Source organism: Mycobacterium sp., assembly GCF_002863225.1.
Taxonomy (GTDB): Bacteria; Actinomycetota; Actinomycetes; order Mycobacteriales; family Mycobacteriaceae; genus Mycobacterium.
In genome coordinates this window covers 1-11,106 of record NZ_PKEK01000031.1, presented here as the reverse complement: position 1 = coordinate 11,106, position 11,106 = coordinate 1, and the positions used below count along the sequence as shown (strand labels likewise).

Here is an 11,106-nt window from a genome sequence, read left to right as displayed (position 1 = left end):
AGCAATGGCAAGACGAGCTTTTCGGCACCGAGGGAACCCTCGTCGGCCACCTGAAATAACACTTAAACCGTCGCCTAGGTAGCAAGGAATTGCAAGTTTATGTCTGAATTTTTTGATGTTGTGATTCACAGATTCACTTATTACCGGGTAAGTTCCAGTGCGGCTAGCCTCGCCTGAATTTTTCGCAGAACGATCGCGGTCAGGGTGTGTAGATAAGCGATAATGCGCGTACCGCGGGGCACGATAGGACCAACGAGCGTTCGATGTTACTGAGAGGAAGGCAGGTCGCAGGTGAAGAGTATCCGCGCGGTGCTCGGGGTGATATCCTTGGCACTGTTGAGCATCGTCACGCTCAACATCTTGGTGTGCGAGTTTGGCGCAACGGATATCTCTGGCGCGGGCGCGGCTACCCCACTCGGTCTGTTGGTATCAGTTCTGGTGGTTGTGCTGCACGAAGATCTGCTGTTGCGGCGCGCCGCAGACGATCCCGTGGCAGGGCAACGATGACAGCGTCGACCGGTTTGACCGTCTACCTTCGCGACCAACTGCGGAAGCCGCTGGGGCAGGTAGGCGACTTCACTCGGCTGTGTGTGCTGACCGGCAAGGCGTTTGCACGGCCGTTCCAATGGCGCGAGTTTATCGTGCAGGGCTGGTTTCTGTTTGGGGTGTCGTTTTTGCCCACCATTATGGTTGCGATCCCGCTGACCGTGCTCATCATCTTTACGCTGAACGTCCTGTTGGCTGAGTTCGGCGCCGCCGATGTCTCCGGCGCTGGTGCTGCGCTGGGCGCGGTCACGCAGCTGGGCCCGCTGGTGACGGTGCTGGTGGTCGCTGGGGCCGGTTCGACCGCCATTTGTGCGGATTTGGGCGCGCGGACCGTTCGCGAGGAGATCGACGCGCTCGAGGTGTTGGGCATCGACCCGATTTATCGGTTGGTGGTTCCCCGGGTTGCCGCGTCGACCCTTGTAGCCCTTCTGCTCAACGGCGCGGTGATCACTATCGGACTGGTAGGCGGTTTTTTTTTCGGTGTGTATATCCAAAACGTCTCCGCGGGCGCGTACGTTTCGACGCTGACCCTGATCACCGGGCTGCCGGAGGTGCTGATCTCAATTGCGAAGGCCACCATATTCGGGTTGATCGCCGGGTTGGTGGGCTGCTATCGCGGGTTGACGACCGGCGGCGGAGCCAAGGGGGTGGGCACAGCCGTCAATGAGACGCTGGTGCTTGCGGTAATCGCGTTATTCGCGGTCAACGTGGTGCTGACCACCATCGGTGTGCGGTTTGGAACGGGGCGCTGAGGGTTGAGTACCGCGCTCATTCTGCGTTCGCATTTCCCACGCGCTTGGAATCAAGGCACCAGGTGGATCGGCGCGCCGGGCCGGGCGCTTGACAGCTCCGGTGACGTCGCGGTGTTCGTCGTCACCGTACTCCGCTATCTCTGGTCTGCTTTGCGGGATTACCGCAGGGAAATCCTGCGGCTGATCGCCGAAATCGGCATGGGCACCGGCGCAATGGCCACTGTTGGTGGCACGGTGGCGATCATCGGCTTTGTGACACTGTCGGCCGGTTCGCTGATCGCGATTCAGGGTTTCGCCTCGCTGGGCAATATCGGTGTGGAGGCATTCACCGGGTTCTTTGCCGCGCTGGCCAATGTGCGCGTGGTAGCGCCAATTGTGACCGGCACGGCGTTGGCCTCCACTGTCGGAGCCGGTGCCACGGCGGAGCTGGGCGCCATGCGGATCAGTGAGGAGATCGACGCACTGGAGGTGATGGGTATCAAGTCGATTGGTTATCTAGTGTCCACCCGAAGCATTGCCGCGTTCATGGTCATCATCCCGCTCTATACGGTATCGATCCTGCTGTCGTTCGTTGCCGCGCAGGTGGTCACCACCTTCTTCTACGCCCAGTCCATTGGCACCTATGAGCATTACTTCAATACGTTCCTGAGGGTCGACGACTTCTGGTACTCGCTTGCTGAGACGATCGTCATTTCGGTCGTCGTGATGTTGAACCACTGCTACTTCGGTTATTACGCCAGCGGCGGTCCTGTCGGCGTCGGTGTAGCGGTCGGCCGATCGATGCGCACGTCGCTGATCGCGATTGTGTTGGTGGTGCTGGCTGCTTCGTTGGCGCTGTACGGCGTCAACCCGAACTTCAACCTCACGGTGTAACCGCTGTGGCGACTTCAGGCAAGCAGCTATGGCGGCTTATCTCGGTTCGAAAATCAGCGGGTCTGGCCTTGTGGCTCATCATCGCGTTCGTGCTGATCGTCGTGTGGGTCCAGTTTCGGGGTGGCTTCACACCCGAGACGCCGTTGACACTGTTGACGAGCCGGTCGGGCTTGGTGATGGATCCCGGGTCGAAAGTCACTTATAACGGGGTGGCGATCGGCCGGGTCGCCAGCATCACCGAGGTGGAGCACGACGGCAGGCCGGCAGCCAAGCTTCGGCTGAATATCACACCGAAGTACATGGGGCTGATTCCGGCCAATGTGGATGCCGCGATCACGGCCACCACAGTGTTCGGCAATAAGTACGTGTCGTTGACCTTGCCGAAACACCCCGTTTCGCAGGGGCTTACACCGGCCGACGCAATTGAGGCGAAGTCGGTGTCAACGGAGTTCAACACCTTGTTCGAGACGGTCATGCAGATCTCAGAGAAGCTGGATCCGGTCAAGGTGAACCTGACACTGTCGGCGGTGGCCGACGCGCTCAATGGTCTTGGCGACAAGTTCGGTGCCTCGATCGTCAACGGCAACGCCGTCCTCGACGACATCAACCCGCAGATGCCCCAAATCCGCCATGACATTCAGCGGTTCGCGGATCTAATTGATATCTACGCTGACGCGTCGCCGGATTTGTGGAACGCGCTAAACAACGCAGTAAACACGGCGCACACCTTTAACCAGCAGCACAAAGATGTGGACGCCGCACTCTTGGCCGCGGTCGGAGTCGGGAACACCGCTGCGGACGTCGTTGGCCGGGGTAAATCGGACCTGGTGCGAGCGGTCTCCGATCTAGTGCCGACCTCGCACCTGCTGGACACTTACAGTCCCGAATTCTATTGTCTCTTCCACCACGGTGCCGCCGTGCTACCGAAGGTGACACACCGGGAAAGCGGTAACGGCTACTCGACGAAGCTAACCGGCACAATCTTGGGTGGGGAAAACGCGTACGTCTATCCGGACAACCTGCCGCGGGTGAACGCTCACGGCGGACCCGGCGGGAAACCCGGATGCTGGGCGACGATCACCCGGGACCTGTGGCCGGCCCCATATCTAGTGACGGACAGCGGTGCCAGCATCGCGCCGTACAACCACTTCGGACTCGGCCAGCCGCAAGCTGTTGAGTACGTGTGGGGCCGTCAGTGGGGAGAGGGCACGATCAACCCATGAAAAGCACCGCCACCGCAGTTAAGCTCGGTGCCATTTCGCTGGTGTTATTGGCCTTCACAGCGGTTATTGTCGTGGTGTTCGGTCAGATCCGCTTCAACCGTACCTCCAGGTACACCGCAGAATTCAGCAATGCCAGCGGCCTGCACGCCGGGCAATTTGTCCGCGCCTCCGGTGTGGAGATCGGTAAAGTAAACAACGTACGGATCATCAACGGTGGTCATCGGGCGCGGGTAGACTTCGACGTAGACCGCTCGGTGCTGCTGTATCAGTCAACGAGCGCATCCATCCGCTATGCCGACTTGCTCGGTCAACGCTACATAGAACTCAAGCGCGGCGAGGGTGAGGTGATGGATCGGGTCCTGCCGCCGGGCGGTCTCATCCCGATATCGCGCACCGAACCAGCCCTAGATCTCGACGCGCTGATCGGTGGGTTCAAGCCGGTGTTTCGGGCGCTCGACCCTGTGAAGGTCAACACTATCGCGACCGCCATCGTCACCGTATTGCAGGGCCAAGGCGGCACCATCAACGATATTTTGGACCAGGTAGCGCAACTGACCGCGCACATCGCGGAACGTGACCAGGCCATCGGTGAACTCATCAAAAACCTCAACATAGTGCTGGACACCACGGTCAAGCATCGCAAGGATTTCGACCAGACGGTCGATAACGTCGAGAAGCTGATCACCGGGTTGAGTGATCAAGCCGATCCGGTGTCTGCCAGCGTCGCGCATATCGGTAACGTCGCTGGACAGCTGGCGGATCTCTTGGCCGACAACCGGCCCCTGCTCAAGAACGCTGTCGGTTACGTGGACGGCATTGCCAAACCGCTGATCGACCGGATCGACTACGTCGACGGGCTGTTGCGGGACGCCCCGATATCGGCGAAAACTATCGCGGGTATCGGGGGGGTTTACGGCGACTTCTTCAATTTCTACGCGTGCGACATCTCGCTCAAGGTTGACGGGCTGCAGCCCGGCGGGCCCGTCCGCACGGTGAGGATCTGGCAGCAGCCATCGGGGAGGTGTACTCCGAAGTGAGGACCCTTAAACCCGCTAATCGGTACCGGCTCGGGGCGATGGGCGTCATCGGGTCGGCGCTGGTGGTCGGCGTGGGCCAAAGCTTCACCAGCATTCCGATGTTGTTCGCCCAGCCCAGTTACTACGGGGAGATCAGCGACACCGGTGGACTGAGCAAGGGCGACAAGGTACGCATTGCCGGGGTGAACGTCGGCACCGTGCAGGAGTTTAAGGTCGATGGCAACCACGTCGCAATGAAGTTCTCCATCGGCTCCACCACAATCGGCACCAAAAGCCGTTTCGCGATCCGCACCGACACGATCCTGGGGAAGAAAGTGCTCGACATCGACCCGCAGGGCACCCAGCCACTGCGGCCGAACGAAACGCTGCCGCTGGGGCAAAGTACAAGCCCATATCAGATCTACGACGCGTTCTTCGACGTCACCAAGGCCGCCACCGGTTGGGACATCGACACCGTCAAAGGCTCGCTGAAGGTGTTGTCGCAGACGGTTGATCAGACCGCTCCCCACCTGAGCGCAGCGTTGGACGGGGTGGCTAAATTTTCCGACACCATCGGCAAACGTGACGAGCAGATCAAAAGACTCCTGGCCGAGGGCAGGCAGGTGGCCAGCATTCTCGGTGACCGTGGCGAGCAGATCGACCGGCTCCTGGTTAATACGCAGACACTGCTGGCGGCGTTCAACCAGCGCAAGGGTGCCATCGATACGCTGCTGGGCAACGTGGCGGCCGTCTCGACGCAGCTGAGGGGTTTGATCGACGACAACCCCAATTTGCATAAAGTGCTGGAGGAACTGGGCACGATCAGCGACCTGCTACTCAAGCATAAAAAAGATCTCGTCGAGTGGGTGCCGGCTGTGGCCTACTACGCCGCGGCACTGGCCGAGTCAGTCGCGTCGGGACCCTACTTCAAGGTGGCTCTGGCCAACCTACTGCCGTATTGGATCCTGCAGCCGTGGGTGGATGCGGCGTTCAAAAAGCGGGGGATCGACCCCGAGAACTTTTGGCGCAGCGCAGGGCTGCCCGCGTTCCGCTGGCCCAACCCGAACGGCACACGCTTTCCGAACGGCGCTCCACCGTCAGCGCCGCCGGTGCTGGAGGGCACTCCGGGCCATCCGGGTCCGGCGGTCCCGCCAGGTTCACCGTGTTCGTACACCCCGTCGGCCGACGGGCTGCCGCGTCCGTGGCACCCCCTGCCCTGCGCGGTCATGGATGCGCCACCGTTCGGCGGCGGCGGATTCCCGGCACCTATCGACGTGCAGACGTCACCGCCTAACGGCAACGGACTGCCACCCACACCGGGTATTCCGATTGCCGGGCGGCCCGGCGAACCACCACCGGAGGTGCCGGGCACCCCGGTGCCGCTCCCTATTAATGCACCGCCGGGCGCACGCACCGAAAACTTGGCACCAGCAGGGCCGACTCCACCGCCGTCGACGTTCGCGCCAGGGCTCCCCCCGGGACCCGGAGCGCCGCCGGGACCCGGCCCGCAGCTGCCGGGCCCGTTCATCACACCGGGCGGAACAGGCGGTAGCGGCGGCGCGACGGGAGGTAGCCAGAATTGAGTACCGTTTTCGACATCCGTAAGGTCCGGCTTCCGAAAATGTCGCGGGCCGCGGTGATCGTGGCTGCGCTGGTGGTGCTGCTAGCCCTCGTCGTCGCGGTCCTCGGCCGGGACGCCTACCGCAGACTGACCGTTAACACCGTGGTCGCGTACTTCCCTGAGGCGAACGCGCTCTATGCCGGGGACAAGATCCAGATCATGGGTGTGCGGGTGGGCGCGATCGACAGAATCGAGCCGTCCGGCGACAAGATGAAGGTGACCTTCCACTACGACAACAGATACAAGGTTCCCGCCGATGTCTCAGCGGTGATTCTCAATCCCTCGCTGGTGGCCTCGCGCGTCATCCAGCTGGAGCCGCCGTACAACAAGGGCGGCCCGGTGTTAGGGGATCACGCGGTGATCCCCGTCGAGCGCACCCAGGTGCCGGTGGAATGGGACGAACTGCGTAACAGCGTCACGAATGTCGTCTCCAAGCTCGGTCCCACACCTGAGCAGCCCAAGGGCCCCTTTGGCGAGACGATCGAGTCGTTCGCCGACGGGCTGGCTGGCAAAGGCAAACAGATCAACGCGACGCTGGCCGGCCTGTCGCAGGCGATGACCGCGCTCAATGAAGGCCGCGGCGATTTCTTCGCCGTGCTGCGCAGCGTGGCGCTGTTCGTCAACGCGCTGCACAAAGACGACCACCACTTCGTCGCATTGAACAACGACCTCGCCGGATTCACCAACTCGCTCACCAGCTCCGATCGAGCGCTCGCGAACGCGGTGCAGCAGGTAGACGAGATGCTCCCCGCATTGCGCAAGCTTTTAACCGACAACCGGGAGGTGCTCACCCACGACATCGACACGCTCGCCGACGTGACTACCGCGCTGGTCCAGCCTGAGCCCTACAACGGGTTGGAAACGGCACTGCACGTGTTTCCCCATTTCGCCGCTAACGCGCTCGCCATATACGAGCCGGCACACGGCGCGCTGACTGGGGAAATAGCCTTACCCAACTTCGCCAACCCCATGCAGTTCATCTGCAGCGCAATTCAGGCCGGCAGCCGCCTTGGCTATCAAGAGTCCGCGGAACTGTGCGCGCAATATCTGGCACCAATTTTGGATGCGATCAAGTTCAATTACCCCCCGTTCGGGGTGAACCTTTTCACCACCCCTGATGTGCTGCCCAAGCATGTCGCCTACTCCGAACCGCGGCTGCAGCCCCCACCCGGGTACAAGGACACCACCGTCCCGGGGATCTGGGCACCGGATTCACCGTTGTCGCACGGCAACCACGAGCCGGGGTGGATCACTGCGCCTGGGATGCAAGGCATGCAGGTGGGGACGCCGACCGCGAACCTGCTGACCCCGAACTCGTTGGCTGAACTGATGGGTGGCCCGGATATCGCCCCTCCGGCATCGAGGTTTCAGACGCCGCCTGGACCGCCGAACGCGTACGACGAGATCAATCCGCCGCCCCCAGCGCCGCCGGGGCCGCCCCCACCGACAGGATCCGGCCGGTGAACATGCGGAGAAGAATCTTGCAGGTTGTGGCGGTGCCTCTCGCCGCGACGTTACTCACCTCATGCACCAGCTGGCACGGTATCGCGAATGTACCGCTGCCCGGTGGTCCGGGAACCGGCTCCCGTTCCTACACCGTCTATGTGCAGATGCCGGACACGCTGGCTTTGAACGCCAACAGTCGGGTACGGGTGGCCGACGTTTTTGTCGGCAGGGTGCGCGCGATCAACCTAAAGAACTGGATCGCGACGCTGACTTTGGATCTGGATAAGGGCGTCAAGCTGCCGAAGAACGCCACCGCCAAGATCGGACAGACTAGCCTGCTAGGTTCACAGCATGTGGAACTGGCCGCGCCGGCCAACCCGTCGCCGCAACTGTTGAAGGATGGTGCCACCATCCCGCTGCAGAATGCGTCTGCCTACCCCACGATCGAGCGCGTCTTAGCCAGTTTCGCCGCGGTGCTACGCGGTGGCGGCATCCCGAACGTCGAAGTGATCACAAACGAGGTCAACAACATCCTGACCGGCCGGGCCGATCAGATCCATGATTTCCTGGGAAAGCTCGACACCTTCACTGCGCGGGTTAACGAGCAACGTGACGATCTCACTCGCGCCCTCGATTCCACCGACCGGCTGTTGACGTATGTGGCCAACCGGTCCGACACCCTGGACCGAGCTCTCACCGAATTTCCGCGGCTTGCGAAACATTTCGCTGATCAACGCGATCTCTTCGTCAACGCGATTAACGCCCTGGGACGGTTCAGTGACGTTCTCGATCAGACCTTGACGGGGGCGCGTCCCGACCTGGATCAGGACGTGCGGTGGCTGCAGCGGCCGCTCAAACAGCTTAGCCGTGCCTCGCTCGACCTCGTTGAAACGCTAAAGATTGCCCTGACCCTTCCTTTCAGCGCCGACTCCATTCCCAAAGTGGTGCACGGTGACTCCCTCAACGTCTCGGTAATGCTGGATCTCACGTTGAGTTCACTGGATAACGGGTTTCTCACCGGAACCGGCTTCTCCGGTGCGCTGCGCGCACTTGAGCAATCGTGGGGACGCGAACCAAACACGATGCTCCCAGACGTGAGGTTCAGCCCTAATCCGGTCGACGTTCCCGCAGAGAGGGACGAGGACTAGCGCATGTTGACTCGGGCCGTCCGCCTTCAGTTGTTGGTGTTCACCGTTGTAACCGTGCTCGCGACGATCGCGCTGGGCTGGCACTATCTGCGGTTGCCCAGCGTGGCCGGTATGGGCCAGTACACACTGAAGGTGGAGTTGCCTACTTCGGGCGGCCTGTATCCAACGGCCAACGTCACCTACCGCGGTATCCAAATCGGCAAGGTTGCCAGCGTCGAGCCCACCGAACGCGGCGTTCGGGCGACAGTGCGTATCAGCGACCAGTACAAGATCCCGATCGACGCCTCGGCCAACGTGCATTCGGTGTCGGCGATCGGCGAGCAATACTTGGACATGGTGTCGCCCGGAAACCCGGGCAAGTATTTCACACCCGGACAGACTATGACCAGGAGCACAGTGCCCAGCCCAATCGGGCCGGCGCTGGACACCGTTTACCGCACGTTGGATGTCCTGCCCAAAGACAAGATCACCGCTTTGCTCAACGAGACAGCCCAAGCAGTTGGCGGGCTGGGCCCGGCGCTGCAGCGGCTCGTCGACTCGACCCAGGCAACCGTCGGTGACTTCAAGACCAATCTCGGCGACGTCAACGACATCATCCAGAACTCCGCACCGATCATCGACAGCCAGGTCAACTCGGCTGACCCCATCGAGCGGTGGGCCCATAACCTAGATACCCTGGACGCCCAGGCCGCGGAAAAAGATCAGAATCTTCAGAGCATCCTTACCCAGGCGGCACCGACCGCCGATCAGATCAACACGGTGCTCAGCGACGTGCGCGAAACGCTGCCGCAGACAGTGGCAAATGTCGCGATCGTCGCTGATCTGCTTAAGCGGTACAACAAGAACATAGAGCAATTGCTAGTCATACTGCCGCAAGTCCCCGCGTTCGGCGAGACGGTGACTGCTGCTTACCCGGATTCGTTTTCTCTCTCCTTCAACACCCCGATCAACGTCACGCCGCCGTGCTTGACCGGGTTCCTGCCAGCATCACAATGGAGATCCCCCTCCGACTCGACCCCAGGGCACTTAACGACGCGCTACTGCAAGATCCCGAAGGAGGCCCCGAACGCGGTTCGCGGCGCCCGTAACTATCCCTGTGTCGACGTCCCCGGCAAGCGGGCGGCTACGCCGCGCGAATGCCGCAGCAACGAGCCGTATATCCCGTTGGGCACCAACCCTTGGTACGGGGATCCCAACCAGATTCTCAACTGCCCCGCACCCGCAGCGCGTTGCGATCAGCCGGTGACGCCGGGTGAGGTGATACCGGCGCCGACGATCGATAATGGCCTGAACCCGCTGCCCGCCGACAGACTGCCGCCGGGAGGTCAGACTCCACCGCCGTCAAGCGATCCGCTGCAGCGGCCAAGTCAGGGTACGGTGCGGTGCAATGGGCAGCAGCCCAACCCGTGCGTCTACGTTCCCAGCGGATCTAGCGCATTCTACAATTCACAGAGCGGTGAAGTAGTAGGGCCCGACGGGGTTCGATACAACGTCGAAGATTCGAGTAACGCAGGCGACGACGGCTGGAAGGAGATGCTAGGACGGCGCAGCTGAGCCCCACGCCCCGATACTGAAATGGCAAGACCGGCGAAGCTCCGATCGCAGCCACTCGAAATGCTGTCGAATACAGCTTTCAACATCGGTCGAATCGAAATCCATTGTATTGATCGGCATTTTCGGGACTATGTCGCTAACGGCGCCTCTCTGTGTCGAGTGTGCTGTAAAGTTGGTTGTGGCGGGTCCGGAAAGTGACCTTTCCGAACAGCCGGTGTTCGGGGTATTAGTCGGCCGCGCTGGACCTTTGCGTCGTCCCCGAGTCCTTCCGGGCCTGCCGCCATGGTGGTAGCGTGCGGACCACGTCCCGGAGGACGCCTCGATCGGTGCGGTGCCGGTAGGAGGGCGAACGCGGCCGCCATATGCAACCGGGTGACGGCGCCTTGCCCAGCCGAGGATCTTTCCAGCGGTTAGTACACCAATGCGGGACAGCCCGGTCAGAGTCGTTGCCGAGGCGGTGACCGCGGCTTCGTGCCGTCGGTGGCCTTGGTGATGCGACGGTCGAGGTGGCGTAACTCGGCTGCCCAGATCCACCGCGAGCCGCGCAACGTTTGGGCCGCGGGTCCGGATTTCCCGCAACAAACCGGTAGCCCGGTCGGCGGGAAGTGCGCGTGGAGCGCCGCCGGGGAGCGGGTTGATCGTCGGTGTGCGGGTTTTGACCAGGTAGTCCCGGTTTCCAACGATCGCGGGCAACGCGGTCGTGGCGGTGTCGACCGCAGCGGTGATCAACTCGCGCGAGGTGAGGGCGGCGATGCCGACCTTGGCTTCAGGGGTGGTTGCAACACTTGGTAGTTAGGGTGTTGACCTCGATTTTTCGTCCGGGTGGTGGTGGTCGGACTCGGTGCCGGGGCGGGTTAGCGGATCTGGGTTTTAGGGGTTTGGCCGCGTTCGGTGGTCCCGTGTCGCCGGGTGGGGCGGGCTTTCCAA

Annotated in this window: 8 protein-coding genes and 1 pseudogene; all 9 read left to right on the top strand. The window is 61.9% G+C overall.

The genetic code is table 11. The annotated features are described in order from the left end of the window. Positions 1-321: 321 nt before the first annotated feature. Positions 322-444 (top strand): annotated as a pseudogene (locus tag CYU59_RS07375) (ABC transporter permease); the annotation flags it as partial. Positions 445-503: 59 nt separating this feature from the next. Continuing rightward, a complete protein-coding gene (locus CYU59_RS07370) occupies positions 504-1,298 on the top strand; it encodes an ABC transporter permease (RefSeq protein ID WP_292981069.1) in 795 nt (264 codons plus the stop codon). A 3-nt stretch (positions 1,299-1,301) separates the two neighbouring features. Next, positions 1,302-2,171, top strand: a complete 870-nt coding sequence (locus tag CYU59_RS07365) for an ABC transporter permease (RefSeq protein WP_292981066.1) — start codon at positions 1,302-1,304, stop codon at positions 2,169-2,171. 5 nt (positions 2,172-2,176) lie between these two features. Next, complete coding sequence (locus CYU59_RS07360; RefSeq protein WP_292981063.1) at positions 2,177-3,394, top strand: MCE family protein; 1,218 nt, start codon at positions 2,177-2,179, stop codon at positions 3,392-3,394. Beyond that, positions 3,391-4,431, top strand: a complete 1,041-nt coding sequence (locus tag CYU59_RS07355; RefSeq protein ID WP_292981060.1) for a virulence factor Mce family protein — start codon at positions 3,391-3,393, stop codon at positions 4,429-4,431. The genes CYU59_RS07360 and CYU59_RS07355 overlap by 4 nt, the downstream gene beginning before the upstream one ends. Beyond that, positions 4,428-5,993: an MCE family protein gene (locus CYU59_RS07350; protein ID WP_292981057.1), complete on the top strand. Its 1,566-nt coding sequence runs from the start codon at positions 4,428-4,430 to the stop codon at positions 5,991-5,993. The genes CYU59_RS07355 and CYU59_RS07350 overlap by 4 nt, the downstream gene beginning before the upstream one ends. Then, positions 5,990-7,495 carry a virulence factor Mce family protein gene (locus tag CYU59_RS07345; protein WP_292981055.1) on the top strand — a complete coding sequence of 502 codons (1,506 nt, stop codon included), beginning with the start codon at positions 5,990-5,992 and terminating at the stop codon, positions 7,493-7,495. The genes CYU59_RS07350 and CYU59_RS07345 overlap by 4 nt, the downstream gene beginning before the upstream one ends. Before the next feature lie 2 nt (positions 7,496-7,497). After that, positions 7,498-8,625, top strand: a complete 1,128-nt coding sequence (locus tag CYU59_RS07340; RefSeq protein ID WP_292981072.1) for a virulence factor Mce family protein — start codon at positions 7,498-7,500, stop codon at positions 8,623-8,625. 3 nt (positions 8,626-8,628) lie between these two features. Further along, a complete protein-coding gene (locus CYU59_RS07335) occupies positions 8,629-10,179 on the top strand; it encodes an MCE family protein (RefSeq protein WP_292981053.1) in 1,551 nt (516 codons plus the stop codon). The last annotated feature ends 927 nt before the right edge of the window (positions 10,180-11,106 follow it).